Source organism: Peteryoungia rhizophila (assembly GCF_004912145.1).
Taxonomy (GTDB): domain Bacteria; phylum Pseudomonadota; class Alphaproteobacteria; order Rhizobiales; family Rhizobiaceae; genus Allorhizobium; species Allorhizobium rhizophilum.
On the sequence record NZ_STGT01000005.1, the window covers coordinates 248,675 to 275,371 of the forward strand.

Below are 26,697 nucleotides of genomic sequence, written 5' to 3' on the forward strand. Positions count from 1 at the left end.
CGGAAATGGCAGACGCGGGAGGCGTCGGCCGGTTTCCCTGCTTTATGGGAGGAATGACATGACTTCGCTGCACGATGTGAGCCACCGGCACGACGACGCGCCGGAACTTCTGGAGACCGATCGCATCCCGCCGGGAACGCCGATCCTCGAACTCGTTGGCCTGCAGAAGAAGTATGGAGCCGTCGAAGCACTGAAGCCCGCGACCGTGAGTTTCCTAGCCGGTGAAATCCACGCCATCGTCGGCGAAAACGGTGCTGGCAAATCCACCCTCATCAAGCTCCTGACCGGCGTCATTCCGCGCACATCGGGCGAGATCCGCTGGTGCGGCAAGCCGGTCGCGCTCGCCACCCCGAACGAGGCGATTCAGCGCGGCATCAATGCCGTACACCAGGAAGTCGTTCTCTGCTCGCATCTCTCGGTCGCCGCCAACATGTTCCTCGGCGACGAGATGTCGTCGGGCGGCATCATGCGCCAGCGCGCCATGACGACGGCCGCGCAGAACGTCCTCGACGACCTCGGCTTCAACCTTCCCGCCGGCGAAATCCTCGGCAACCTGACGATCGGTCAACAGCAGCTGATCGCCACCGCCAAAGCCGCGATGCGCGGTATCCGTTTTATAATCTTCGACGAACCGACGGCCTACCTGACCCGCCAGGAATCCGCCCAGCTCTTCCGCCTCATCCGCCGCCTGCAGTCGGAAGGCGTCACCATCGTCTATATCAGCCACCGCATGGAAGAGGTCTTCGAGCTCGCCGACCGCGTCTCGGTCCTGCGCGATGGCACCCATGTCGGCACCCGCCTGATTGGCGAGACCAATGACGCCGAACTCATCTCGCTGATGATCAATCGATCGATCGAGCAGATCTACCACAAGGAAAAGCTGCCGATCGGTGCCACCATCCTTGAAGCGAAGGGTCTTTCCGGTCCGGGGTTTTCGGATGTTTCGCTTTCGGTCCGCTCGGGCGAGATCGTCGGCCTCTATGGCCTGATCGGCGCCGGGCGCAGCGAATTTGCGCTCGGCCTCTACGGCCGTCACAAACTGACAGCAGGCGAAGTCTTCTGGGACGGCAAGAAGGTCGTCATCGATACCGAGCGCAAGGCCATGGACCTCGGCATCGCACTCGCCCCCGAAAGCCGTCGAGACCAGGGCCTCTGCCTGAACCTCCCGATCGGCCTCAACATCAACCTGCCGGTCTTCGGACGCCTGAGCCGGGGCCTCACCATCAGTCCCAAACTGGAAGCCGGCAATGCCGACAAGCAGATCAACGACCTGAAGATCAAGACCCCGACCCGCGCCGTGCTCGCTTCGGCCATGTCGGGCGGCAATCAGCAGAAAATCGTGATCGGCAAGTGGCTGAGCCATGGTGCACGCCTCTTCATCTTCGACGAACCGACCGTCGGCGTCGATGTCGGCACCAAGGCCGAGATCTATCGCCTCTTCGCAGAACTCCTGAAACAGGGCGCCGGCATCATCCTGATCTCGTCCTACCTGCCGGAAGTCTATGAGCTGGCGGATCGCCTGCATGTTTTTCGTCAGGGCAGGCTGGTCGCGAGCCATGACTACAGGGGCGCATCGCACGAGGACGTGCTGACTGAGGCGATCGGCGTCTGAGACGAGATCCCTGAAAACAACGATATGAAAAGACGACTGGGAGGACAAAGATGAGCATAGACACCACCGAGACCAAGGTCGCGCCGAAGAGGGGTATGAGCATCCTCTTCAGCCTCACTCTGCTTGGGCTTCTGCTCTTCCTCTGGCTGCTTCTCGGCTTTGCCACCAACAGTTTCTGGTCGCCCAACAACATCAGCAATCTGCTGCGCCAGGGTTCGATGACAGCGATCCTCGCCGTCGGTCAGACCTTCGTCATCATCACCGCCGGCATCGATCTCTCGGTCGGCGCGGTGGTTGGTTTTGCCAGCGTTATTCTGGCCTGGCTGCTGGCGGCCGGCCTGCCGGTCTGGCTTGCGATCATCCTCACCCTCCTGATGGGCGTGGCGATCGGCAGCTTCCACGCCTTTGGCATCGTCCGCATGGGTCTTCCGGCCTTCATCATCACGCTCGCAACCCTGACGTCGCTGCGCGGCATTGGCCTCCTGATCACCAATGGTTCGACTATTTCGATCTCCAACGAGGCCTTCACCAACTTCGCCCGCGCAGATTTTCTCGGGGTACCCAGCCTCTTCTGGATGGTCATCGTGGTCGCCGTCCCGGCCTATGTCTTCCTGCATCTGAGCCGCTGGGGCCGCTATCTCTTTGCGGTCGGCTCGAATAGCGAAGCGGCGCGCCTCTCCGGCGTTAACGTAAACCGCACGATCTACATGGCCTATATCCTGTCCTCGACTTGTGCGGCCTTCGTCGGCATCCTGCTTGCCTCGCGCATCGGGATTGGCAATGCCACCCAGGCCGAAGGCTGGGAACTGCAGGCGATTGCCTCCTCGGTCATCGGCGGCACCAGCCTCTTCGGCGCCGTCGGCTCGGTCCAGGGCCCGCTGCTCGGCGCCTTCATTCTGGCGACGATCAACAACGGCGCCAACCTGATGAACGTCAACTCCTTCTGGCAGCGCATCATCACCGGCGCCCTGATCATCCTGATTGTCTATTTCGACCAGCTTCGCCGCCGCGGCAGCCGCTGATTTTTCCCAAGGTGGGGGTGCCGCGAATGGCATCCCCTTTTTTTTCGTCAAACCTTGCCGGGCAGCCGAAAGGAATTAGCATGAAGGCCGCATTGTGTGTCGAACCGGGCCGTCTCGAGATCGTCGATCGCGATCCGGCGCCGCGTCCAAAAACAGGCGAAGCCCGCATCGCGATCAGCCATGTCGGGATCTGCGGGACGGACTATCATATCTTCGAAGGCAAGCACCCCTTCCTCGAATATCCGCGTGTGATGGGCCACGAGATCTCGGCGACCGTCGTCGAGGCCGGTGAAGGCGTCGACTTGGGCGCCGGCACGAAGGTGATCGTCAATCCCTATATCGCCTGCGGCACCTGCATCGCCTGCCGCAAGGACAAGCCCAACTGCTGCACGAATATTCGCGTGCTCGGTGTGCACACAGATGGCGCAATGTGCGAGGAGATTACGGTCCCTGCCATCAACCTTTATTCCGCCGACGACCTTTCACCGGAAGCCGCAGCCACCGTCGAATTTCTGGCCATCGGCGCCCATGCCGTTCGTCGCTCCATGGCCCCGAAGGGATCGAGAGCACTGGTGATTGGCGCAGGTCCGATCGGGCTTGGCACGGCGATCTTCGCCCGCATCGCTGGTCACGCGGTAACCCTGCTCGACACCAGCCAGGAACGGCTGGCAATGGCAGCGGATCGCCTCGGCTTCATTTCAGGTCTGCTGGCCGACGACAGCCTCGAGTCTGCGGTCGCGGACTTGACCGGGGGAGACGGCTTCGACGTCGTCTTCGATGCCACCGGCTATCGCCCCTCGATGGAACGCGCCTTCCGCTTCGTTGCTCATGGTGGAAGCCTGGTGCTGGTCAGCGTGGTCAAGGAGGACATCACCTTCTCTGACCCCGAATTCCACAAGCGCGAGATGATGTTGATCGGCAGCCGCAACGCGACCCGCGTCGACTTCGATCATGTCCGCAAATCGATCGCGGATGGCCTCGTGCCGATCGACCAGCTGATCACGCATCGCACGACCCTGGCAGATCTTGCCACGGATCTGCCGCGCTGGGCGCGCGAGAAATCCGATCTGATCAAGGCACTCATCCAGATCGGCTGATAGCCGAGACGCAAAAAAGGCCCGCAGCTTGTCTGCGGGCCTTTTGTGTTTCGTGTGCGTGATGTCAGGCCTTCTGCAGGAAGGCGGCGATCGCATCGACCTCGCCTTGCGAAACCTCGTGGCCGCCTTGGTGCAGAAACGTCTCGACCTGAGCGCCTTGCCCCTCGAAATAAGCCGTCAGCCGCTCGGTCAGCGGCAGCGGGCAGATTGGATCCCGCTGTCCGGCAGTCACGAGCACCGCAACATCCGAAAGCCCCGGCTGCGCCGGCGGATCGAACGGGATCAGCGGATGCATGAGGATGACGCGGTCGAAGAGATCAGGCGCCTCGAACAAGACCGAAGCCATGATGTTGGCACCATTCGAGTAACCGAGCCCGTAGATCGGTCGATCCGGGTTCTTCTCCTTGTGGGCACGGATAAAGGCCGCCATCTGGGCCGTCCTCTGGGCGAGATCGGCCATGTCATAGACACCTTCGCCGGTGCGCTTGAAGAAGCGGGCCGCTCCGTATTCCGATACGTCACCGCGCGGCGACACGATCCCGGCCTGCGGCAGGATGCGGTTTACCAGCCCCGGAAATTGATGTTCGTCGCCGCCGGTGCCATGAAAGGTGAAGACCAGCGGGGCGGCACCCTGCGGCGCCTGGTAGTGATGGATGTAGCTATTAATTGCCATGATGGTTTCCTCCGCAGGAGCGACGACGCCTTCAGGTTCAGGCATCGTCCCCTCTGTGCGATTAGTCCTGGATCGGGGGCAGTTGCGCTTCGATCTGCGAGCGATACTGCTGGTAGCGGGTCGGCAGCTTCAGCGCCTCGCCGAGATGGGCCGTATCTTCGTCGCGGTTGAAGCCCGGCTCGTTCGTGGCGATCTCGAACAGCACGCCACCCGGCGTGCGGAAATAGATCGCCCAGAAGTAGTCACGGTCGATGACAGGTGTCACCTGGTAACCCGTGTCGAGCAGCGCCTTGCGAACTTCGAGTTGGGCCGCACGGTCTTCCACTGCAAAGGCGACGTGGTGGACCGATCCAGCTCCCTGCTGGGCACGCGACGCACCCGGCAGAACTTCGAGATCGATGTAGTCGGCACCATTGCCGCCGGTGACTGCATAGCGAACGAAATCGCCTTGGCTGTCGACCGGCTGGTAGCCCATGAACTTCAGGAGTTCGCCGGTCGCGCCTTCGTCGCGCAGTCGCATGGTCACGCCGCGGAAGCCGTGAACCCCTTCTGAAACGCCAACCGGGCCACCAGCGAAGGGCACGCGGCTGTCGCCATCAACCTCGGCGAGGGCAAAGCCGTCGCCATCAGGGCCGGCAAAACGCAGGCGATCTTCACCGAAGAGCGAATAGGAGCCAAGCTCCTTCACGCCTTCCTTCGAAAGACGCTCCTGCCAGAAGCCGAGCGTGCCCTTCGGCACGGAGAAGACGGTCTCCGACACTTCACCGGCACCGCGACCACCCTTGCCCATATTAGCAAAGGGGAAATAGGTCATGACCGAGCCGGCATTGCCGACTTCGTCGCCGTAGTAGAGGTGATAGACATCGGGAGCATCGAAGTTGACGGTCTTCTTGACCCGGCGAAGGCCGAGGGTCTTCGTGAAGAAATCGTTGTTTTCCTGGGCATCCGCGGCCATCGAGGTAACGTGATGCAGGCCTTTGATCTGGGTAAGCATGGCTCTGATCCTTTCCCGGCACTCGCGCCGGTCTTGTTCTGTTGGACGGAATATGGGCCATGGCTTTCCACATGAGAATAGCGATAATATCGTAGATATTATTTCATCCGGGGCAACAATCAGATGGGCGAAGTCGAAGCGATCCGTACGTTCCTCACAGTCGCAGACCAAAGCAGCTTCAGCGCGGCGGCGCGCCTGCTCGGCATGACACCCGCTTCGGTCACCCGAACGATATCAGCACTCGAGGAACAACTCGGCGTCCAGCTTCTGCTGCGCACCACGCGAAAAGTTTCGCTGACCTCGGCCGGCGCCGCATATGCTGCGCGCGTCGCGCCGCTCGTCGAAGGCCTCGCCCGGGCGACGGAGGAAACACGCGACCTGCAGAAGGTGACGGCCGGATCCATCCGCGTATCCGCGCCGATGTCGCTCGGCATGAAGGTGCTTCCGACCGTGTTGTCACAGTTTTCGATCATCCACCCGAGGACGAGTGTCGCAATTGAGTTGTCCGACCGCTTCGTCGATATTGTAGAAGAAAACTACGACCTTGCGATCCGGATTTCGGGGCCGCCGACGGACAAATCGACGATCTGGCGCAAGATTCGTCCCGTGGCCCGCCTTCTGGTGGCCTCGCCATCATTCCTCGCGCAGAACGGTACACCGAAGCTGCCCGAGGACCTCGCGACACTCGAATGTCTGAGCTACCACGACCAGTCGAAAACGGAGACCTGGGAGCTGAGCAGGCCCGGGCAGACACGAACCGTCGATGCCAGGGGCCGCTTCTCGATCAACAATGGTGATTTCCTCTGCCGATTGGCCGTCGCCGGCGAGGGGATTGCCTTGCTACCGCGCTTCATCGTGGAGGACGAGTTGCGCGCAGGCACCCTTGTCGAGGTCTTGCCGGGATGGACGACACCAGAGATCTGGCTGACGCTCTACTACCCGCCCTACGCGCAACTGCCACTGAGAGTCGCGACCTTCTCGGATTTCTTCGAAGCCTTCGTCAAGGAAAGCTGGGACGGCGGACAGCCATCCTGACAGGCTTCAGCGCTCGCGCCCCAAAAACTCGCCGATCTCCTGCGCGATCTTGTCGGTCGCAATCGGCACTTCAACCTTTTTCACTTGTTCGAAGAGTGTCTCGGGAATGGCGGCCTTGCGAGCCTCGGCCAGCCCCTCGAAGAAGCTCGGCGAGAATTCCGGATGCGGCTGGTAGGACAAGCCCCAGTCACCATAGCGGATGACCGCATTTTCGCAGGCATCCGTCTTTCCGACAACCTCTGCGCCCTCGGGCACGCGGATCACCTGGTCCTGATGCCAGGCGAGCAGAACCTGTTCCTCACCCGTGTCGGACCGCTTGTAACGAACCGGACCGGCCGACCAGCCACCCTTGAACTTCTCCACTTCGCCACCGAGCGCCTTTGCCATCACCTGATGGCCGAAACAAATGCCGACCATGGGCACCTTGGCCGCATGCACCTGGCGAATGAAATCTTCGAGCCGGCGGATCCAGTCATGCTCCTCATAGACGCCGAACTTCGACCCTGTGAGCAGCCAGCCATCGACTTCGGTCGGGCTGTCAGGAAACTCACCATCGACCACAAAATAGCGCTTGAAGGCAAAGTCGAACTTGCCGAGCAGTGCGGCGAACATGTCGGCATAGTTGCCGTACTCATCCGTCAGTTCGGTCGGCGAATGGCCTGTCACAAGGATGCCGATGGTCTTGGTGGTCATGAGATGTTCCTGCACATGGCAAAGAGAGTTTCGCCTCTTGCACTCCGTCACACTATACCAAATGTTAGTTTGATCAAATTTCAAGAGGGTATACGCCCAAACCAAAAAATGACGACGGTTTGGGCACACGACAAGGCCAGGAGTATCAGGTCCACCCATGGCAAGCGAAGAACGCAAAGTGGAGGAATCGCTGAAGCAACGAGTGTACCGCACGCTGCGCGCGCGTGTCATGTCGGGCGCTGTCGCCCCAGGACTTCCGATCACCATAAATGGCGTCGCGGACGACTTGGGTGTCAGCGCCATGCCCGTGCGCGAGGCCCTGCATCGCCTCGTCGCCGATGGTGCGCTGGAATATCTCGACAACCGCCGCGTCCGCGTTCCGGAAATGACACTCTCGAAGTTCGAGGAAATCATTGCCGCCCGTACGGCACTTGAAACGCTCGCGGCAATCCGCGCCCTGCCCCATATCGACACCGCGCGGTTGGAGCATCTGCAGGAGATCGATTCGCAGATTGATGAGGCCTACGCCGCCGACGATCTGCTGCGCTCGACAGAGCTCAATTTCCTTTTCCACCGCACCCTGTACGAGCCAGGTGCGAGTGGTGTCCTGCTCGACCTCATGGAGTCCGTCTGGTTACGTCTCGGCCCGTTCATGCGGCTTGCGACGGCGAAACTCGAGGAAAGCTACCGCATCGACCGCCATGCCGAAGCATTGGATGCGATCCGCGAGAGAGATCCTGAGGCGCTCTCCGCGGCGATCGAGGCAGACATCCAGGATGGCGTCGGTCATCTCGGACGGCACTTCCTGGGCAATGGAGCGGCATCTCCGCCCCCTTCCGCGAACTGACCGAACGAAGTTGCGTCAACCACGCTTGCGCAATGTCAGGCGCATCTGCTTTTCGATTTCGACCAAGGCAAAGAAGACCCAGCCGATCGCGAAGATCAGGACCCCTTCGAACAGCGGAACGCTCTCGGTACCGAACAACGACCGCATGAAGGGTAGATAGGTCACGGCAAACTGGGCAATGGTCACCGAGATCACGCAGATCCATACGACTTTCGTGCCCCGTACGGCACGCCAGGTGAGTGACGTGCCGTAAATGTTGCGGATGAAGAAGACGTGGAAAATTTCCATGACGACGAGCGTGTTCATCGCCATCGTCCGGGCAAGCTCGATCGAGTGCCCTTTGTCCAAGGCATAGAAGAAAATGCCGAAGACTGCAGCAGCAAAAAGAAGCGAGACGAGGCAGACATGCCAGATGAGCTCGGCCGTCAGCAACGGCTCGTCGCGCCGGCGCGGTGGCCGCCGCATCGTTCCCTCCTCTGAGGGCTCGAAGGCAAGCGCGAGGCCGAGCGTGATTGCCGTGACGAGATTGATCCACAGGATCTGAACAGCGGTCACCGGCAGAGCAAGGCCTACGAAAAGCGCGATTATGATCGTGGCGGCTTCCCCGGCATTGGTCGGCAAGGTCCAGCTGATAACCTTCTTGATGTTGTCATAGACGGTTCTGCCCTCCCGCACGGCAGCGGCAATCGAAGCGAAATTGTCATCCGCCAGAACGAGATCGGCAGCCTCCTTGGCCGCTTCACTGCCTTTGACCCCCATGGCGATCCCGGCATCGGCACGTTTGAGCGCCGGAGCATCGTTGACGCCGTCACCGGTCATCGCGACCGTCAGCCCTTGTGATTGAAGCGCAGTGACGAGCCGCAGCTTGTGTGCCGGCGAGGTCCGGGCAAAGATATCGGTCTCGCTTGCGGCAAGCGAAAGCGTAGCGTCGTCCAGGCGGTCGATGTCGGCGCCTGTGAGCACTCGCTCGCAATTCTTCAATCCGATCATGGCGGCAATGGCGCGGGCCGTCGCCGCATGGTCGCCCGTGATCATTTTCACGCGGATACCGGCCAGGTGGCAATCCGCGACGGCAGCGATCGCCTCGGGTCGCGGCGGATCGATCAGCCCGACGAGGCCGATCAGCGTCAGTGAGCCGGAAAGGTGGTCCTGCATCAGTTGCTGTTCGCCGTTGGGTGGAACGCCGACAGCCACAGCGAGCACGCGTTGTCCCTCGGCTGCGAGCCTTTCAACCATTTGCTCCCAATAGGGCATGTCGAGAACGGCTGTTTCTCCGTCCGGCATGCGCTGGGCTGCGCAGAGCGCGAGAACGGCCTCTGGCGCTCCTTTCACATGCACATGCCTCCGACCATCGCCGTCCAGATGAAGCACGGCCATGTAGCGATGTGCCGCATCGAAAGGGATGGCATCGATTCGCGTCCAGCCTGCAGTGAAGGGATCCCCACCATCGCCCGTGATCTTGCCCGCGAGGGCCATCAACGCACCCTCCATCGGGTCGCCTTCCACCCGCCATGCCCCATCGGCCGAATGCAGCACGGCATCGTTGCATAAGCCGGCAGCGCGGGCGAACTCGGCGAGCACGGCATGTTCAGTCGGATCCGCATCCGCATCGTTCCACCGGATGGCGCCCTCTGGTGAATATCCCTCTCCATCGACCGAATAGACATGGCGCGAGGCAACCAGATCAGCCACGACCATTTCGTTCCGGGTGAGCGTACCGGTCTTGTCCGTGCAGATCACCGAAACAGAGCCGAGCGTTTCGATTGCCGGCAGACGGCGCACGATCGCTTTTCGGCGCGCCATTGCCTGCACCCCGACGGCGAGCGTGATTGTCATCACAGCGGGCAGGCCCTCAGGAATTGCAGCAACGGAAAGCCCGACGATGATCATGAAGAGTTCGACAAAGGGCAGTTCCTCTACCACCAGTCCGTAGGCGAGCAGCAGTGCCGCAATGATGAGGATGAAGAGCGTCAGCCAGCGGGCGAAAACATCCATCTGTTGCACGAGTGGCGTCGACAGCGTTTCGACCCTGTCCAGCATACCGCTGATCTTGCCGATTTCTGTCACCATGCCCGTTGCGACCACAACGCCCCGTCCGGTGCCGGCCGCAACGAGGGTTCCGCTATAGAGCATGCAACTGCGATCACCGAGCGCGGCGTCAATTGCAACCGGGTCGGCCGACTTGTCGACCGGAACGGATTCGCCGGTCAGGGCGGCCTCTTCGAGCTTGAGGCTACGCGCCTCCAGCAATCTCACATCCGCCGGCACGCGATCACCTGCCTCGATCAGGACGACATCGCCCGGCACGAGGTCCGAAGCATCGACAGATGTCCGACGGCCGTCCCGCAACACGGCGGCACGCGGCGCCAGCATCCCCCGAATCGCATTCATCGCATCCTCGGCGCGCCCCTCTTGCAGGAAACCGACGATGGAATTGCCAAGCACGACCGCAACGATAACGCCAGTGTCGATCCAGTGCTGCAGGAACGCCGTCACAATGGCTGAGGCGATGAGCACATAAATCAATACGTTGTGAAACTGCGCAAGGAAGCGAACCAATGCGCCACGCCTCGGTGCCGCAACCAGACGGTTCGGTCCATAGGTCGCAAGTCTGCGCTCTGCCTCCTGTGTTTCGATCCCGGTGCTACTTGAACCGACACGCCGAAGGGCTTCCTCCTGCGGCAAGGCATGCACTGCCATTTCGTCGGGATTGTCTGTCATATCTGGGACTCTCTGCGCTCAACCGAGATTTCTCAATCCGGTAATGGGGAAGAACAGGCCCGAAACACCTGCGGCAATCTACACCGTATGGCTGCAGATCAAAGCGACCATGTCGATCCGATGGGCACCCTGCCTTGATCTATGACAATTTTCCTCTGCGCCGCCGCGTGTGCCGGCCTCCCCAAACCTTCATCACGAACCAACCGGGAGATGTGGAAGCACAGGCTCAGGCAAGCCTTGGCGGCTAAAACCGGATCATGCCGGGCGGGTTCTCTCGACCTGCCAGGCGAGAGCTTGTGCCGGAAGACACTGAGAAGATCGAAACGCGTCGCCTCGATCGGATGGATGGCAACCGGTGAAACATTTTTGAGCAAATTCGTTTGAACCCAAGAGGCCGATAGACATGACGTCGCCCATTTCCCTGCTCAGCCCTGCCCAGATCCGGGCACTCCCCAATTCGACGGTCAGTTCCTGGTCGGACGACGAGGTGAGCCAGCTTTCGAGCTCGCAGGTCAACGCGCTGACGTCGTCACAGATCTCCTCATTGCAGACGGATGCGGTGGCTGGTCTGTCGACGTCCCAGATCAAGGCAATCGCCCCTCGCTCCATCACGGGTCTGACTTTGGACCAGATCACAGCGCTTTCGACAGAGGACGTTTCCAGTTTGGTTGCCACGCAGGTCGCAGCCATGTCGGCGACCCAGCTCGGAGGTCTCAACACTGAGCAGTCGGAAGCACTGACGCCCGCGCAGATCGCACGGTTGACCGCGACCCAATTGAGCGCCTTCAGTGCCGAAGACCTCGCAACCTTCTCCGCTGAGGACATCGCCGCGATCAACACGGCCGCTCTGAGGGGCCAGTCGCCGGAAAGGCTTGCCGGGCTCTCGACTACCCAGATTGCAGCACTGAAGCCGACGCAGATCGCCGCTTTAAGCCCCACCCAGATTGCAGCACTGACGCCTGCGCAAGTCGGAGCTTTCTCGAACCCGCAGATTGCGGCGCTGAGCGCAACCCAGGTTGCCGCTCTGACGACCGATCAGCTCGGAGCACTTTCCACGACGCAATTCACCGCGATCAGCGCCCGCGCAGTTGTCGGGCTGAGCACGACCCAGATCGCCTCCCTCGGAGACGAGAAGGTCGGCGCGATGACGACAGCCCAAATGGCCGCGCTCACATCGCGGCAGCTGGTGGCATTGAGCATCGAACAGGTCGCAAGCTTCTCGACCAGCCAGCTCACGGCCATCAATCCGCGCGCCATTTCGGGCCTTTCCACAGACCAGGTCGCGGCCTTGTCGTCGACGCAGATCGCGAGCCTGACGGGCGCACAGATCTCGGCGTTGACGCGCACACAGATGTCGGCCTTCAGTGAAGATCAGCTGTCAGCCCTGACTGCGACACAGATCAGGGCCCTGAGCGCGACCCAGATCACGGCACTGCCGCCGGCGACGGTCGCTGGTTTCACGACGACTCAAATCGCGGCACTCACCCCGAAGACGGTTGCTGGCCTGAATGCCGAGCAACTCGCTGCGATGAGCGTTGATCAGGTGAAGAGCCTCAGCACATCCCAGATCGCCGCCATGACGGCAACACAGGTGGCAAGCCTCTCGACGACCCAGATTGCTGGCCTTTCGCCCGCCCAGATCGGTGCCTTCAGTTCCCCGGCGGTCACGGGGCTGACTTCCTCCCAGATCTCGTCGCTGAGCCTCAGCCAAGTCGCGGCCATGTCGACCACGCAGATATCGGCGCTGAAGGCCACGCAGGTGGCTGCCTTCACCCCCGACCAGATCGCAGGGTTTACGCCGACACAGATCCGTGGCCTGACCGGCAACCAGATTGTCGCCATGCCGGTCGAAGCGATCGCCAGCTTCTCGGGCGAGCAGATCGCAGCTCTCAGCGTCCGTGCCATCGCGGGCCTCACGGCTGACCAGATCGGCGCAATGTCGATGGATCAGCTGGATGGACTGAGCACCTCACAGATCGGAGCCCTGAGCGCTGCACAGATCAAAGCCATGCCGGCCGAATTGATCGACGCCATGAGCCCGGCGAAGATCGCTGCGATCAGCACGAAGGCAATTACTGGCCTGACGGCAGAACGCATGGCAGCGCTGGGGCCGGAACAGATCGCCGCGCTCACGACCACCCAGATCAAGGCCCTGAAGGCCGAGCAAATTTCCGGGCTGACAGCCTTCCAGACGGAAGCGATGTCGAATGGCCAAATCGCAGCCCTGACGGCAGCGCAGATTTCCGCGCTTTCAGTGAGCGCGGTCAAGGCTTGGTCGCCGTCTCAAATCGCAGCGCTTTCGCCAGCCTCGATCACCGGTCTGACGACGGATCAAATCACGGCTCTCGAAGACAGTCAGATCGACGGGCTCACCGCCGCGCAGATCGCAAGAATGAATGGCCCACAGATCGGAGCCCTGTCCGAAGCGCAGCTGACAGCTTTGCTCCCGGCCGAGATTGCGGCGATCTCGACGAGTGCCATTTCGTCCATTTCCGCTGACAAGATCGACAGCCTGAGCCTCGAACAGATCGCCAGACTGACGACCGCGCAGATCGCCGCCATGAAGAACGAACAGGTCGTCGCCTTCACGCCGACCCAGCTCGCCTCCCTGAGCGCAAGCCAGCTGCAGGCCGTCACGGCTGCCCAGATCGCTTCGCTTTCTCCGAGCAACATTGCGTCTCTGTCGCGTGAGCAGATCGCAGGTCTTTCGGCGCGCACCATTTCAGCCCTGAGCACTGATCAGATCGCCGCCATGTCTTCCGATCAGATCGATGCCATGACTGCGACCCAGATCTCCGGTCTGACTGCCGCCCAACTCGGCGCAATGCGCAAGTCCGATATCCTCGCCTTCCTGCCGACCGAGATTGCCGCGATTAACACCAGCGCATTCGGCAGTCTCGATGCCGAAACCATCGCCGCCCTGAACCTCGATCAAGTCGCTGCCTTGACGCCCGCTCAGCTCGGCGCGATGAGCGCAGAACAGGTGGCTGCCCTGACGCCGACCCAGGTCGATGTGTTGAGCGCAAAGCAGGTGGCCGGATTTGGCGCGACCCAGGCAGCGGCGCTGACGACGGCTGCCCTCGGGGCGATGTCGCCGGAGCAGATCGCCGCACTGAGTGCGTCCGCGATTTCAGCACTTTCGACGAACCAGATCGGCGCCTTGTCGACCAACCAGATCGAAGCGTTGACGACTGCACAGATGGGCGCATTGACCGCCTCACAGGTCGCCGCCCTGACACCGACGCAGCTTGCCAACCTGCCGACAGCGAAACTCGCAGCTCTGAGCGCAACCGGGATTGGCGGCATGACAACCCAGCAGATTGCCGCACTGGGAGCCGACCAGATCAGCGCATTGACGGCCAGCCAGATCGCGTCGCTGACACCGACACAGATCGGCGCCCTCACACCGCAACAGGTGACCCTCCTCTCGACGACACAGATCGGCGCCTTGAGTGCAAACCAAGTCGCCGCATTGTCCAACGACAGCTTGGCCACCCTCACGAGCGAGAAGATTGCCGCGCTGAACGCAAAGGCGATCCCGGGCCTGACGACCACACAGATCGCTTCCATGTCGACGACACAGATCGACAGCTTCAGCCAAACGCAAATCGCCGCGCTGACCGCGTCGCAGATCGGCGCGCTCTCGTCCACACAGCTGGCGACGCTCTCCAATGCCGAGCTCGCCGCAATTGCACCATCAGCGATCTCGGGCTTGTCGGCCGCCAACATTGCCGGCCTGAGCCAGGAACAGATTGGCGTCCTGACGGCAGCACAGGTCGGCGCCTTGACCTTCGATCAGTTGAACGCATTGAGGCCGGACCAACTCGGCGTCATGACCGCAACACAGATTGGTGCCCTGACGGCAACCCAGCTCGCGTCTCTTTCGGCCGGAACCATCTCGGCCCTATCGGCCACGCAGATTGCGGCAATCTCCCCGAAGGCCATTCCCGGCCTGAGCACTGCGCAGATCGCCACGCTGACCGCAAGTCAGCTCGACGCGATGACCTCGGCTCAGTTCGGCGCGCTGAGTGCAACCCAGCTGGCCGCCTTCAGCCCGACCGCGCTCGAAACTCTGTCCTCTGCAGACATCGCGGCATTGTCGCCGGGCGCCATTGGCGGCCTGGCACCGGCAGTCTTTGCAACCCTGCAGCCTGAACAGATCGCCGCCCTGACCACGGGGCAGGTCGCGGGTCTCACCTATCATCAGCTTCGGGCGATGACCCAGGATCAGGTCGGGGCACTGACGACGGCACAGGTCGGCTCCATGAACGCCATCCAGCTTGCCACGCTCGGAACCGACAAGCTGAACTGGATGTCGACCACCCAGATCGCGTCCATGGATCCCAAGGCAATCGGTGGCTTGACGGTGTCACAGGTGAGCGCCTTCTCGGCAGACCAGGCGGAAGCCTTGACGCCCGCACAGGTGGCCGGTCTGAATTCGGCGCAGTTGACGGCCCTCGGCGCCACCAACTTCAGAACCTTCTCGGCTGAAGACATCGCAGCCATCAGCGAGCAAGCGCTTCCCGGCCTGACCGTGAGCCAGATATCAAACATGACGCCGGCCCAGCTCCAGGCGATAAGCACCACGCAGTCCAACAATCTGAGCCCTGAACAGATCGCGGCGGTGCTGGCGGCCTATCAGGCCGTCTGATGCCGTAGTCATGAGGTCGGCCAGCGGCCGGCCTCATCTCAGTTTCGAATCGTGAACTGAACGCGGTCCGCCGGAAAGCGGGTGACCGCGAACTGGATCGGGCGCCCTTGTGCATCGGTGTTCAAAGCCCGCGTGACGAGCACGATCGCCCCAGGCGTCAGCTCCAGATGCGCGACATCATCAGGCTCCGCATGAACGGCTGAAATCTCCGTCACGTCTCTGAGATAGTCATCGACACCGCAGGCCGACAGGGCACGGGTAATCGAACCCGTCTCGGCAAAGGCTTTGTCGATCCCTGCGAAACGCTCGGCCGGAAACCACATGGTGGAGCGCGAGACAGCCCGCCCATCCGCCTTTCGGACACCGTCCAGTCTCAAGACCTCGTCACCCTGCGCCAATTGCAGACGCCCGATCAGTTCCGAGGTGGCTACTTCGCGCGAGGACGAAAGAAGGATGGCCTTGAGGTCACGCGCCTGCTCGCCGATGCCTTCCGTGAAGCGCGTACGCCGACCGATCGGGAAATCGAACTTGTCGCGCTGGGTAATCATCGTGCCGCGCCCCTGTGCAGCGCGCACGATGCCCTCCTGCTGAAGGGCTGCAAGCGCCGCGCGTACCGTGTGCCGGTTGACCCCGAACTCCTGCGCAAGCGCGGTTTCCGCCGGTACCATACCCGTTCCGTCATAAAGACCTGCCAGAATATTGGCGCGAATCCTGTCGGAAATCTGGCGCCACAGGGCAACGCCCTTCTGTCTTTGCATCACCGGAATTGGGCTCCCTGTCACAAGCTTGTCACGACCAGCGGTTACTCCTAAAGTAACTTGTATGGTTGTCTATATTACTAGACATTTAGAGGACTGACAATGCACACAGCCAACGAAATTCAATCCGGTGCACAAACCGATCGAAAGCGGATCGTCGATCTGCTTGGCAGGGCAACACTTGCCGAACTTCAAGATGCCCTTGCGACGATCGAGCCCACACCAGCCTTCACCCCGCTCCGCGGTCCGGAAACCGGACTCGTGATGGTCAAAGGTCGCATCGGCGGCGGCGGCGCTCCGTTCAATCTCGGCGAAGCAACCGTGAGCCGAGCCAGTATTCGGCTCGCCGACGGGCGCATCGGCTATGGCTATCGTCTCGGCACCGATCGCAAGGCAGCGAGTCTCTCGGCTGTGCTCGACGCCGTGGCGCAAGACGAATCGGTCCGGGCGGCTCTGGAGCCCGCCCTCTTCGCGCCGCTCGAAGCACGCCTTGCACAGGAAGCCGAACGACTCGAAGCCGAAACGGCGGCCACGAAGGTCGATTTCTTCACCATGGTCCGCGGAGAAGACTGATGCTTGAACACACAGAAAGCCTGGAAGGCGGCTTCCCGGACGCCGTGACGCATGCGCAGCAAGTATTCCGCAGTGTCATGGATGCCATGGCTCGACCCGGTACCATTGGCCTGGTCGACGTACCGGTCGCTCCGCCGGCACCGCTTGGCATTGCGGCCGGTGCGTTGCTCCTGACGCTTTGCGACCACGACACCCCGATCTGGTTAACGCCGGGCCTGTCAAAATCCGCTCTGCCTGGCTGGATCGGTTTCCACACAGGCGCGAGCATGACCGGCGACAAGTCTGAAGCCAAGTTTGCCTTTGTCGAAGTCGGGGCGCCGGTGCCTTCGCTGACACAGTTTGCATTGGGAACCCAGGAATATCCGGACCGCTCCACGACGCTGGTGGTCGAGGTACCGGCGCTCGAAGGCGGCCAGCCGCTGCAACTGGCGGGCCCAGGCATTCGCGACACCGCCACCATCACACCCAAGGGCCTGCCGGAGACCTTCCTTCGGCAATGGAGCGACAATCGCGGGATCTTCCCACGCGGGGTCGATGTCATCATGACCTCCGGTCGCCGCTTCGTCGCTCTTCCGCGCACCACCAAGATCCGTGAGATGGAGGCCTGAGCCATGTATGTTGCCGTCAAGGGTGGCGAAAAGGCCATCGCCAATGCACATAAACTGCTCGCCGATCGCCGGCGTGGAGACCGGGCGCTGCCGTCGGTCACCATCGACCAGATCGTCGCTCAGCTGGGCCTGGCCGTTGATCGCGTCATGGCCGAGGCCTCGCTTTACGACTGCGCTCTGGCCGCGCTCGCGCTCAAACAGGCGCGCGGCGACATGATCGAGGCGATTTTTCTGCTCCGTGCCTACCGCACCACGCTACCGCGCTTCGGCACCTCACGCCCAATCGAGACGGGGAAGATGCACGTCGAACGCCGTGTCTCGGCAACCTACAAGGACCTGCCCGGTGGCCAGCTGCTCGGCCCCACCTTCGACTACACACACCGCCTGCTCGACCCCTCGCTGCTCGCCGACGACGCCGTGGAAACGGGCGACCAACGCGAAGAAGGTCTGGACCATGTCATGCGTGTATCCGACATTCTCGACGGTGAAGGCCTGATCGAGCCGGACGGCGAGATGCCGGAAGATCACATTGCCGGCGACATCACCCGCGAGCCGATGGAATTTCCCATGCCCCGGGATCTGCGCCTGCAGGCACTGGCCCGCGGCGACGAAGGTTTCCTACTGGCGCTCGGCTATTCGACTCAGCGCGGTTATGGCCGCTCTCATCCCTTCGTCGGCGAGATCCGCATGGGCCTCGTGGAGATCGAATTCGACGTGCCGGAACTCGGCTTTGCTGTCTCGCTCGGCGAGATCCGCGTCACCGAATGCCAGATGGTCAACCAGTTCAAGGGTTCGGCCAAGGCTCCGCCGCAGTTCACCCGCGGCTATGGCCTCGTCTTCGGCCAGAGTGAACGCAAGGCCATGTCCATGTCGCTCGTCGACCGGGCGCTGCGGACCCAGGAATTCGGCGAGGACGTCGTGGCACCCGCCCAGGACGAGGAATTCGTCATCTCCCATTGCGACAACGTGCAGGCGACCGGCTTCGTCGAGCATCTCAAGCTGCCGCACTACGTCGACTTCCAGGCCGAACTGGATCTCGTGCGTCGGATGCGGGCCAAGCACGAGGCGAGCCGCACCGAACAGACCGACCTGAAGGAGGCCGCAGAATGACCGCGCTGGCAACCGAACTCGCCACTTACAATTTCGCCTATCTCGACGAACAGACCAAACGCATGATCCGTCGCGCGATCCTGAAGGCGATCGCCATTCCCGGATACCAGGTGCCATTTGCCAGCCGTGAAATGCCGATGCCCTACGGCTGGGGCACTGGCGGCGTTCAGGTCACTGCTTCGATCATCGGACGCGACGACACGCTGAAGGTCATCGACCAGGGCGCCGACGACACGACCAACGCCGTCTCGATCCGCGCCTTCTTCCAGAAGGTCGCTGAGGTCGCGGTGACGACAAAGACGAGCGACGCGACGATCATCCAGACCCGCCACCGCATTCCGGAAGAAAAGCTGAAAGAGGGTCAAGTCCTGGTCTACCAGGTGCCGATCCCCGAACCCCTGCGTTTCCTCGAGCCGCGCGAGACCGAGACGCGCAAGATGCATGCGCTGGAAGAATACGGCCTCATGCATGTGAAGCTCTACGAGGACATCGCCAGGCACGGCCGTATCGCAACGACCTATGCCTACCCGGTCAAGGTCGAGGGCCGCTACGTCATGGACCCCTCGCCGACGCCGAAGTTCGACAATCCGAAGATGCACATGTCGGAGGCCCTCCAGCTTTTCGGTGCCGGTCGCGAAAAGCGCATCTATGCGGTCCCGCCGTTCACTGAAGTCGTCAGCCTCGACTTCGAGGACCACCCCTTCGAGATCCAGACCTTCGACAAGCCCTGCGCGCTCTGCGGCGCCCACAACGTCTATCTCGACGAGGTCGTGCTCGACGACAAGGGCGGCCGGATGTTCGTCTGCTCCGATACCGACCACTGCGAGACGCGCGAGGCCGAGGGCCATGTCGGCGAAATGCTCGCCCAGAACCCAAAGCTCGCCAAGGAGGCCGCCGAATGAGCGACCAGCCGCTTCTGAAAGTTCGTAACCTCTCCAAGTTCTACGGCAACCGCATCGGCTGCTCGAACGTTTCCTTCGATCTCTGGCCGGGCGAAGTGCTCGCCATCGTCGGCGAAAGCGGCTCGGGCAAGACGACGCTTCTGAGCTGCCTGTCGACCCGGCTGATGCCGACGACCGGCAGCGTCGATTACCACATGCGCGACGGCCAATACCGCGAGCTTTACCACATGGGTGAAGCCGAGCGTCGCTTCCTGATGCGTACCGACTGGGGCTTCGTGCACCAGAACCCGGCCGACGGACTGCGCATGACGGTCTCGGCCGGCGCAAATGTCGGCGAACGTCTGATGGCGATCGGTGACCGGCATTATGGAAAGATCCGCCAGACGGCGAGCGAATGGCTGGAGCGGGTCGAAATCTCCACCGACCGCATGGACGACCAGCCGCGCGACTTCTCCGGCGGCATGCGCCAGCGCCTGCAGATCGCCCGCAATCTCGTGACCGGCCCCCGCCTCGTCTTCATGGATGAGCCGACCGGCGGCCTCGACGTCTCGGTTCAGGCGCGCTTGCTCGATCTCGTCCGCGGCCTCGTCAACGATCTCGGGCTTTCCGCCATCGTCGTCACCCATGACCTCGCCGTGGCGCGCCTTCTGTCGCACCGCATGATGGTTATGAAAGACGGCAACGTGATCGAACACGGCCTGACCGACCGCGTCCTCGACGACCCCCGCGAACCCTATACGCAGCTGCTCGTATCCTCGATCCTGCAGGTCTGACGGAGATATCCATGGCCACGCCCCTCATCGTTTCGGAAGTCGCGAAAAGCTTCATCATGCATCTGCGCGGCGGGCTCGTCCTGCCGGTCATCTCCAACGTATCTTTCTCGGTGGCAGCCGGGGAATGCGTTGTGCTCGGCGGCCCTTCGGGTATCGGCAAAAGCTCGATCCTGAAGATGCTCTACGGCAACTATGCCGTCGACCAGGGACAGATCCTGGTCGATCACGGCGGCCGCATCGTCGATATCGCCAGCGCCGATCCGCGTACGGTGCTCGAAGTCCGGCGCGGCACACTCGGTTATGTCAGCCAGTTCCTGCGAACCGTACCCCGCGTCTCGACGCTCGATGTCGTCGCAGAACCACTTGTTGCACGCGGTGTGGCAGCCGAAGAAGCCCGCGAACGCGCGAGTGAACTTCTGAGCCGGCTAAACTTACCTCGGGATCTCTGGCAGCTGCCCCCCTCAACCTTCTCCGGCGGTGAGCAGCAGCGCGTCAACATCGCACGCGGCTTCATTACCGATCATGCCGTGCTGTTGCTGGACGAGCCCACCGCTTCGCTCGATGCCACGAACCGCGCCGTAGTTGTCTCGATGATCCGTGCCAAGAAGGAAGCGGGCGTCGCACTGCTCGGCATCTTCCACGACGAGGAAGTCCGCGAAGCGGTTGCCGACCGGATCCTCGACGTCATGCAGTTTTCGCCCCGGAAGGCCGCCGCATGACGAAGAAGCTCGGGATTGAACCCCTTGTCCACGAGACCGCTCAGGTCGTGAATTCGACGCTCGGCCGCTACACGGAAGTCGCCGATCGTTGCCGTCTCGAAGAAGTGGAAATGGGCGACTATTCCTACATCATGCAGGACGGCTCCATCTGGTGCGCCACGGTCGGCAAGTTCGCCAACATCGCTGCTGCCGTGCGCATCAACGCAACCAACCACCCCACCTGGCGCCCAACGCTGCACCACTTCACCTATCGCGCTGCCGACTATTTCGATGGCGCCGAGAACGACCACGATTTCTTCGCCTGGCGCCGTGGAAACCGGGTGGAAATCGGCCACGACGTCTGGATCGGCCATGGTGCGACCGTCTTGCCAGGCGTGACCGTTGGCGACGGTGCGGTGATCGGCGCAGGCGCCGTCGTGTCACGCGATGTAGCCCCCTACACAATCGTCGGTGGAGTCCCGGCCAGGCTCATCCGTGAACGATTTCCAAAGTCAGTTGCCGAACGCATGCAGGCGCTCGCCTGGTGGAACTGGGATCACGATCGGCTGTTCGCCGCACTCGACGATTTTCGTCACATTGACACTGAAGCTTTCCTCGAAAAATACGCCTAATCGCAAATTTTTCAGAGACTTACACAGTTTAACAAATCCTACACAAATCTGACATTCCGGCTTCACGGACCAGCGTTAATGCATTCTCAGCACCGCAATCAATGACGGCGAAGGAAAGACGATGCTCTTCAGGCTGGACAACCTCACCCGACAATTCGGGACCAACAAGGCTGTGGACTCAGTGGCCCTGGAGATCCCCACCGGCCAGATGGTCGGCGTGATCGGCCGCTCGGGTGCCGGCAAGTCGACACTGCTGCGCATGATCAATCGCCTCGTCGATCCGACCTCTGGCAGCATTCGTTTCGGCGATCTCGAGATCTCCAATCTCCATGGTGCCGCCTTGCGCAACTGGCAGCGCGACTGCGCCATGATCTTCCAGCAGTTTAACCTGGTGCCGCGCCTCGATGTGCTGACCAACGTTCTTCTTGGTCGCCTCAATCATCGCTCTACCGCGCTTTCGATCCTCAACGTCTTCACCCGCGAAGAGCGTCTTATGGCAATCGCTGCATTGGAGCGTCTCGGCATCGAGCAGACCGCCCTGCAGGCAGCCGGCACCCTGTCCGGCGGTCAGCAGCAGCGCGTCGCAATTGCCCGTGCGCTCATGCAGTCGCCAAAGATGATCCTCGCCGACGAGCCGATCGCTTCGCTCGACCCGCTCAACGCCAAGATCGTCATGGATGCGCTGCGCGACATCAACGAACGGGAAGGCATCACAGTCATCACCAACCTGCACACGCTCGACACCGCGCGCAATTACTGCGAGCGCATCATCGGCATGGCGCGGGGCCGTGTCGTTTTCGACGGCACGCCGGCAGAACTGACGGCCGAGGCTGTGCATGAGATCTACGGCGCCGACCAGCATGGCGCCGGCATCGACGAGACCATGACCTCGACCAGCATCAACATTGCGCATCAAGACAACGAACAGCGCAAGATCCCCTCCGCTGGCCTCCGCCCTCTCGCAGTCGCCGAGGCCTGAGCCACGAAGATCGCTGGCCCTGCGATAAGGGCAATACCGCAAGACATTCCTCATCCTACGAAACAGGAGATGCACTCATGTTGAAGAAGACCCTGCTCGCCACGGCGGCACTCGTTGCTCTGGCTTCCGGCGTCCATGCCGAAGACCTCAAGGAATTCCGCATCGGCATCCTCGGCGGCGAAAACGAAGCCGACCGCCTGCGTAACTTCCAGTGCATGACCGAAAAGCTGCCGTCGGTTCTCGGCGTCGAAAAGGTCTCGCTCTTCCCGGCCGCCGATTATGACGGCGTCGTCCAGGGCCTGCTCGGCGGCACGCTCGACTACGCCGAACTCGGCGCTTCGGCCTTCGCCAAGGTCTACCTCGCCAAGGAAGACGCCGTCGAGCCGATCCTGACCACCGTCCAGACCGACGGCTCCAGCGGCTATTACTCGATCATGGTCGCCCGCAAGGATTCGGGCATCACCAAGATCGAAGACGTCAAGGGCAAGAAGCTCGGTTATGCCGATCCGGACTCCACCTCCGGCTACCTCGTGCCCCTCGTCACCCTGCCGGAAGCGCTCGGCGCACCGGTTGATCAGGTTGTCGCCTCCACTGGCTTCGGCGGTGGCCATGAGAACCTCGTTCTCGAAGTCGTCAAGGGCACCTTCGACGTCGGCACGACCTGGGGCTCGGGCGTCGGCGATTTCAAGGACGGCTACTCCTCCGGCAACCTGCGCAAGATGGTCGACAAGGGCGTCCTGAACATGGACGACCTCGTCGAAGTCTGGAAGTCCCCGCTGATCCCGAACGGCCCGATCGTCGTCCGCACCTCGATGAACGATGACATGAAGACCAAGTTCAAGCAGTTCATGGTCGATCTGCCGAAGACCGACCCGGCCTGCTTCTCGGCAGTTCAGGGCGGCGACTTCTCCGGCTACACCGAAGTCAATGTCGACTTCTACAAGCCGATCATCGACGCCCGCAAGGCAACCATCGGCGGCTGATCGCTGACGGTACAATTGGGACCGCCGGTCGGGACACCGCCGGCGGTCTTTCCTTGAAGCCTTCCCCAGAGGAATTGTGGTCATGGCCATGACGGCGACACAGCCCACACTGAGCGAACGCGGCGCGGTCGTAGAGCGCCATTGGCAGGAACTCGCAGCAAAGCGGCGCATCTATACTGGCCTCGGCGCCGTGGTTCTGATCCTGGCTGTCACCGGTTCGCTGTGGTTCGCCAACGAGTCGAATGCCGGCAAGTTCTTCGACAGACTGCCTTATCTCTTTGATTTTATCGGTGACCTCGCCCCTCGTGACGGATGGGAGATCTGGCGCGCCCTTTTCGACCTGCCGTCACCCTATGATGATGGCAGTCTGAAGTACAATTACCCGGAGGGGCGGTTCTACATCACCGAAAGCCTCTACATCCCCGAATACTTTCACAAGATGCTGGAAACGGTGAACATCGCGCTGCTGTCCACCGTGATCGCGATGATCTTCGGCTATGCGCTCGCCTTTCTCGCCGCCAAGAACACCATGGCAAATACATGGATCCGTTGGCCAGTGCGTCGCTTCATGGAAATCCTGCGCGCCTTTCCGGAAGTGGTCATCGCCGGCTTCTTCCTCGCAATCCTGTCACTTGGCCCGATCCCTGCCATCATCGCCGTCACGGTCCACACCATCGGCGCGCTCGGAAAAATGTTCTTCGAGGTCATCGAAAATGCCGACATGCGCCCGGACGAAGGCCTGAGGGCGGTCGGTGCAAACTGGTTCGAGCGCGTCTGGTTCGCAATCACGCCCCAGGTCATGCCGAACTTCATGAGCTACTTCCTCCTGCGCCTCGAAATCAATGTGCGCGCCTCGACGATCATCGGCGCAGTCGGTGGCGGCGGGATCGGCGAAGCGCTCCGCCTCTCGATCGGCCAGGGCCACGAAGCCAAGACGCTCGCGATCATTCTTCTCCTTCTGTCGACCGTCATTGCCGTCGACCAGTTCTCAGCATGGCTGCGTCGCAAGCTCGTCGGCGAGCAGGCCTTCCAGTCGGTCACGTGAGGTTACGATGTCCATGATGAACGCCGCCGAACTGAACCGTCTGGCTGAACGCTATCCGCAGGTGCTGGAGCGCAGTTTCTGGCAACGCTATCGGATTCCGGTTTCAATCGGACTTCTCGCACTCTATCTCGTTTTCTGCTGGTGGTTCTTCGCCATCGGCAAGACGCTTACCCAGGCCAATTGGGGGATTGCCGGCAACTATCTTGCCGACTGGGTCTCCTATGAGATCCGCCCCGAATTCGATATCGACCGGGATGGTGCCATCACCGTCACCTATCCTCGTTTTGACCCGATCGGACCCAACCCGAACCCCGACTGGATCGCGACGACTCGCGAAACGATCGCTCGTTCGGCACCGGTACCTTCGGCGACAACGGCTCCGTCACCAGCTGCTCCGACCGCCAATTCCTCCTTCAGTTTCATGACCTCCCCGACGCCTCAGGCACAACCAGGGACGACGGGCACCGACACCACCGCCGCCCGGCCGACAGTCGTGAACGAAGAGGTGATCACGGAAGCTCGGGTCGCGCTTGCCGGCAGCGCCCGTATCGACATAGTCGGAGATCGCGTGACGCTGGTGCGCGGCGAACAGATGGTGACGCTACTGTTGGACCCGACAAGAGACACCGTGACCATCGAGGGCGAGAGTGCCGATTGGGTGGAACAGCGCCTCGAAGGCGGTCGCGTCATCGCCTATTTTGGCTCGGCCGGTTGGATCGACGTGTCCTCTGATCGCGTCCGCGTCCGCAAGCGCTTCTTCGGCTGGGAGAACTTCGTCTTCGATACCAATTCGCCCTTCTTCGGCCTCTCTTCCGGCGAAGTCTGGCAATCGATCTCTTCCGGAGAGCGTATCGACCCCAAGATGAGCAATCTGGCGCTTGCCTGGAACAACATCCTCTACAACGCCTCCTGGCAGCATCTCGACGTCTGGACGAAGCTGCTGCAGACCATCGTCATGGCCTTCATGGGCACGCTGCTTGCCATGCTGGTGGCTTTTCCGCTCTCCTTCATCGCGGCACGCAACATCACCCGCAATCGCCCGATCAACCAGATCACCAAGCGCTTCTTCGACTTCGTCCGGTCCGTCGACATGTTGATCTGGGCCCTGTTCTTCACGCGCGCCTTCGGACCGGGACCGCTGGCCGGCATCTCCGCGATCTTCGTCACCGACACGGGAACGCTGGGCAAGCTCTATTCCGAAGCGCTGGAGAACATCGACGACAAGCAGCGCGAGGGCGTCAAATCGGTCGGTGCCCCGGCAGCGGCCGTCCAGCGCTTCGGCGTGCTGCCGCAGGTGATGCCGGTCTTTGCCTCTCAAGCCCTCTATTTCTGGGAGTCGAACACACGATCTGCGACCATTATCGGCGCGGTCGGCGCGGGCGGCATCGGCCTCAAGCTCTGGGAAGCCATGCGCACCAATTCCGACTGGGAAAATGTCGCCTATATGGTGCTGCTGATCCTGATTGTGGTGTTCCTATTCGACGCCATCTCCAATAGCCTGCGCTCGCGCCTGATGGGCAAGAGCCGCCACTGATTTGCGTGGTGGGGGACATGCTCCACCACCGCCTGACACGAAAGACATACCCTTGCGTTACGCCATCTATTTCTGTCCAACCGTCGACGACCCGCTGAGCCGGACGGCAGCGGTTTGGCTGGGGCGCGATGCCTTCACCGGCTCTGCGCAGTCGAGAATGGCTGAAGAGGGTTTCCAGACGGAAGAGCTGGATGCACTGACTGCCGATCCCCGGCGATACGGCTTTCACGCGACACTCAAGGCCCCGTTTCAGCTGGCGGAAGGTATGAGCGAAGACGATCTTCTGGTCGCGATTGCCGCCTTTGCGGAGAAAACGGCACCGCTCGAGATCCCCTCCGTGATCGTCGGCCAGCTCGGACCATTCTTCGCCCTAATTCCGGAACGGCTGCACCCGCCGCTGCAGGAGTTCGCAGCCAGCGTCGTCCAAACCTTCGAGCCCTTTCGCGCGCCACTGTCGGAGATTGATATCGAGCGGCGGAAGCCCGACAGCCTTCCCCTACGCCAGCGCGACAACCTCGTGCGCTGGGGTTATCCCTATGTCTTTGATGAATTCCGTTTTCACATGACGCTGACAGGACCCATCCCCGACGCCCAGGCGCCGGCCATGGCCAAAATCCTCAAAGACCGCTTCGCCGGTTTCATCGGCCGCCCTCTCCGGATCGACGGGCTTGCGCTTTTCGTCGAGCCCGAGCGCGGCGCACCTTTCCTTGTCCATTCACGGCTGCCGCTGACAGGCGCCCAACCGAACGGCTGATCC

At 61.7% G+C, this 26,697-nt stretch carries 23 protein-coding genes; 18 read left to right on the forward strand and 5 right to left on the reverse strand.

The genetic code is table 11. The features are described from left to right. Nucleotides 1-58 precede the first annotated feature (58 nt). The 3 genes from E9677_RS20200 (at nt 59) to E9677_RS20210 (ending at nt 3,731) form a co-directional block, all read left to right on the forward strand. The gene (locus E9677_RS20200) at nt 59-1,612 is read left to right on the forward strand and encodes a sugar ABC transporter ATP-binding protein (RefSeq protein ID WP_136559856.1); all 1,554 of its coding nucleotides are present in this window, start codon (nt 59-61) and stop codon (nt 1,610-1,612) included. Nucleotides 1,613-1,662: 50 nt separating this feature from the next. Beyond that, on the forward strand, nt 1,663-2,634 hold the full coding sequence (locus E9677_RS20205) for an ABC transporter permease (RefSeq protein ID WP_136559857.1): 972 nt from the start codon (nt 1,663-1,665) through the stop codon (nt 2,632-2,634). Nucleotides 2,635-2,714: 80 nt separating this feature from the next. Beyond that, nucleotides 2,715-3,731, forward strand: a complete 1,017-nt coding sequence (locus E9677_RS20210) for a zinc-binding alcohol dehydrogenase family protein (protein WP_136559858.1) — start codon at nt 2,715-2,717, stop codon at nt 3,729-3,731. Nucleotides 3,732-3,795: 64 nt separating this feature from the next. Here the strand turns inward: E9677_RS20210 and E9677_RS20215 are convergent, their stop codons facing one another. Then, nucleotides 3,796-4,404, reverse strand: coding sequence for an alpha/beta hydrolase (locus E9677_RS20215; protein ID WP_136559859.1), 609 nt, complete (start codon nt 4,402-4,404; stop codon nt 3,796-3,798). Nucleotides 4,405-4,465: 61 nt separating this feature from the next. Further along, complete coding sequence (locus E9677_RS20220) at nt 4,466-5,398, reverse strand: ring-cleaving dioxygenase (protein WP_136559860.1); 933 nt, start codon at nt 5,396-5,398, stop codon at nt 4,466-4,468. 123 nt (nt 5,399-5,521) lie between these two features. Here E9677_RS20220 and E9677_RS20225 point away from each other — a divergent pair, with 123 nt between their 5' ends. Continuing rightward, on the forward strand, nt 5,522-6,433 hold the full coding sequence (locus tag E9677_RS20225; RefSeq protein WP_136559861.1) for a LysR family transcriptional regulator: 912 nt from the start codon (nt 5,522-5,524) through the stop codon (nt 6,431-6,433). Nucleotides 6,434-6,439: 6 nt separating this feature from the next. Here the strand turns inward: E9677_RS20225 and E9677_RS20230 are convergent, their stop codons facing one another. After that, a complete protein-coding gene (locus tag E9677_RS20230) occupies nt 6,440-7,126 on the reverse strand; it encodes a type 1 glutamine amidotransferase (protein WP_136559862.1) in 687 nt (228 codons plus the stop codon). Nucleotides 7,127-7,283: 157 nt separating this feature from the next. On the opposite strand from E9677_RS20230, the gene E9677_RS20235 reads away from it, so the two are divergent. After that, the gene (locus E9677_RS20235) at nt 7,284-7,973 is read left to right on the forward strand and encodes a GntR family transcriptional regulator (RefSeq protein ID WP_136559863.1); all 690 of its coding nucleotides are present in this window, start codon (nt 7,284-7,286) and stop codon (nt 7,971-7,973) included. 15 nt (nt 7,974-7,988) lie between these two features. On the opposite strand, the gene E9677_RS20240 is transcribed toward E9677_RS20235, so the two are convergent. Further along, nucleotides 7,989-10,694 carry an HAD-IC family P-type ATPase gene (locus tag E9677_RS20240; protein ID WP_136559864.1) on the reverse strand — a complete coding sequence of 902 codons (2,706 nt, stop codon included), beginning with the start codon at nt 10,692-10,694 and terminating at the stop codon, nt 7,989-7,991. A 403-nt stretch (nt 10,695-11,097) separates the two neighbouring features. Between E9677_RS20240 and E9677_RS20245 the strand changes: the two genes are divergently transcribed. Then, the gene (locus E9677_RS20245; RefSeq protein WP_136559865.1) at nt 11,098-15,345 is read left to right on the forward strand and encodes a hypothetical protein; all 4,248 of its coding nucleotides are present in this window, start codon (nt 11,098-11,100) and stop codon (nt 15,343-15,345) included. A 38-nt stretch (nt 15,346-15,383) separates the two neighbouring features. Here the strand turns inward: E9677_RS20245 and phnF are convergent, their stop codons facing one another. Continuing rightward, nucleotides 15,384-16,103, reverse strand: coding sequence for a phosphonate metabolism transcriptional regulator PhnF (phnF, locus tag E9677_RS20250; RefSeq protein WP_136559866.1), 720 nt, complete (start codon nt 16,101-16,103; stop codon nt 15,384-15,386). Nucleotides 16,104-16,205: 102 nt separating this feature from the next. Between phnF and phnG the strand changes: the two genes are divergently transcribed. The 12 genes from phnG to E9677_RS20310 all read left to right on the forward strand — a co-directional run bounded on the left by phnG (nt 16,206) and on the right by E9677_RS20310 (nt 26,694). Next, a complete protein-coding gene (phnG, locus tag E9677_RS20255) occupies nt 16,206-16,676 on the forward strand; it encodes a phosphonate C-P lyase system protein PhnG (RefSeq protein ID WP_136559867.1) in 471 nt (156 codons plus the stop codon). Next, on the forward strand, nt 16,676-17,284 hold the full coding sequence (gene phnH, locus E9677_RS20260; RefSeq protein ID WP_136559868.1) for a phosphonate C-P lyase system protein PhnH: 609 nt from the start codon (nt 16,676-16,678) through the stop codon (nt 17,282-17,284). The genes phnG and phnH overlap by 1 nt, the downstream gene beginning before the upstream one ends. 3 nt (nt 17,285-17,287) lie before the next feature. Continuing rightward, nucleotides 17,288-18,394: a carbon-phosphorus lyase complex subunit PhnI gene (locus E9677_RS20265; protein ID WP_136559869.1), complete on the forward strand. Its 1,107-nt coding sequence runs from the start codon at nt 17,288-17,290 to the stop codon at nt 18,392-18,394. Continuing rightward, entirely contained in the window at nt 18,391-19,296 is a 906-nt protein-coding gene (locus E9677_RS20270; RefSeq protein ID WP_136559870.1) for an alpha-D-ribose 1-methylphosphonate 5-phosphate C-P-lyase PhnJ, read from the forward strand. Before E9677_RS20265 ends, E9677_RS20270 begins: the two co-directional genes overlap by 4 nt. Continuing rightward, the gene (phnK, locus tag E9677_RS20275) at nt 19,293-20,069 is read left to right on the forward strand and encodes a phosphonate C-P lyase system protein PhnK (RefSeq protein WP_136559871.1); all 777 of its coding nucleotides are present in this window, start codon (nt 19,293-19,295) and stop codon (nt 20,067-20,069) included. The genes E9677_RS20270 and phnK overlap by 4 nt, the downstream gene beginning before the upstream one ends. A gap of 11 nt (nt 20,070-20,080) precedes the next feature. After that, the gene (phnL, locus tag E9677_RS20280) at nt 20,081-20,788 is read left to right on the forward strand and encodes a phosphonate C-P lyase system protein PhnL (protein ID WP_136559872.1); all 708 of its coding nucleotides are present in this window, start codon (nt 20,081-20,083) and stop codon (nt 20,786-20,788) included. Beyond that, entirely contained in the window at nt 20,785-21,399 is a 615-nt protein-coding gene (locus tag E9677_RS20285) for a DapH/DapD/GlmU-related protein (RefSeq protein WP_136559873.1), read from the forward strand. Before phnL ends, E9677_RS20285 begins: the two co-directional genes overlap by 4 nt. Before the next feature lie 121 nt (nt 21,400-21,520). Then, nucleotides 21,521-22,378, forward strand: coding sequence for a phosphonate ABC transporter ATP-binding protein (gene phnC / locus E9677_RS20290; RefSeq protein ID WP_136559874.1), 858 nt, complete (start codon nt 21,521-21,523; stop codon nt 22,376-22,378). Nucleotides 22,379-22,455: 77 nt separating this feature from the next. Next, a complete protein-coding gene (gene phnD, locus E9677_RS20295) occupies nt 22,456-23,361 on the forward strand; it encodes a phosphonate ABC transporter substrate-binding protein (protein WP_136559875.1) in 906 nt (301 codons plus the stop codon). 82 nt (nt 23,362-23,443) lie between these two features. Beyond that, nucleotides 23,444-24,406, forward strand: a complete 963-nt coding sequence (phnE, locus tag E9677_RS20300; RefSeq protein ID WP_136559876.1) for a phosphonate ABC transporter, permease protein PhnE — start codon at nt 23,444-23,446, stop codon at nt 24,404-24,406. A 7-nt stretch (nt 24,407-24,413) separates the two neighbouring features. After that, complete coding sequence (gene phnE, locus E9677_RS20305) at nt 24,414-25,940, forward strand: phosphonate ABC transporter, permease protein PhnE (protein WP_136559877.1); 1,527 nt, start codon at nt 24,414-24,416, stop codon at nt 25,938-25,940. A 52-nt stretch (nt 25,941-25,992) separates the two neighbouring features. Then, nucleotides 25,993-26,694 (forward strand): DUF1045 domain-containing protein, encoded by a 702-nt coding sequence (locus E9677_RS20310; RefSeq protein WP_136559878.1) that lies wholly within the window; start codon nt 25,993-25,995, stop codon nt 26,692-26,694. Nucleotides 26,695-26,697 lie beyond the last annotated feature (3 nt).